Below are 907 nucleotides of genomic sequence, written 5' to 3' on the forward strand. Positions count from 1 at the left end.
TGAGGATTTCAAGTACAAAAAAAGAGCAACAACCAAAAGGTCATTGCTCGAAAAAGGATATATAAAGCGGAAATTCACTGGCTAAAATGAATTATGCTTTGTTTGATGAACCAAACATACGTAATGTTTCACGTGCTGTTTTAACAATCGCAGCTTTACCTGGTGCTAAAACTTTACGTGGGTCGTATACTTTGTCATCGTTGTTTAAGTTTTCACGAACTGCAGCAGTAAATACAATTTGTAATTCAGTATTTACGTTGATTTTCGCATGACCGCGTTCGATTGCTTTTTTAACTTGCTCTTCTGGAATACCTGAACCACCGTGTAATACTAATGGTGTGTTTGTGTATTCAGAAATTTCTTTCATTTCATCGAAACCTAAAACAGGTTCGCCTGAGTATGGACCATGAACTGAACCTAAGGCTGCAGCTAATGCGTCGATACCAGCTTCGTCAACGATACGTTTACATTCTTCTTTATCTGCATAGTTGATACCAGCAGTAACGCCGTCTTCAGTACCACCAACAGTACCGATTTCACCTTCAACAGAAGCGCCACGTTCGTGTGCGTATTCTACAACTTGTTTAGTCATAGCGATGTTGTCATCAATTGGGTGATGAGAACCATCGATCATTACTGAAGTGTATCCAGCGTCGATTGCACGTTTAGCAGTTTCAAAAGATGAACCGTGGTCTAAATGTAATGCAACAGGAACAGTGATTTCCATTGTTTCAACTAAAGCTTTAACCATAGCGGCAACAACTTCTGGGCCCCCCATGTATTTACCAGCACCCTCAGAAACACCTAAAATTACTGGTGAGTTTTCTGCTTGGGCTGCTTCTAAAACAGCTTGAGTCCATTCCAAGTTGTTAATGTTTAATTGTGCTACTGCATATTGACCGTCTTT

At 40.0% G+C, this 907-nt stretch carries 1 protein-coding gene; it reads right to left on the reverse strand.

The annotated features are described in order from the left end of the window. Positions 1 to 91: 91 nt before the first annotated feature. Positions 92 to 907, reverse strand: an 816-nt coding sequence (gene fba, locus ACRCJ0_RS15970) for a class II fructose-1,6-bisphosphate aldolase (RefSeq protein WP_431391155.1), incomplete at its 5' end; no start/stop codon positions are given.

The sequence above is a fragment of the Aerococcus sp. L_32 genome, from assembly GCF_050689315.1.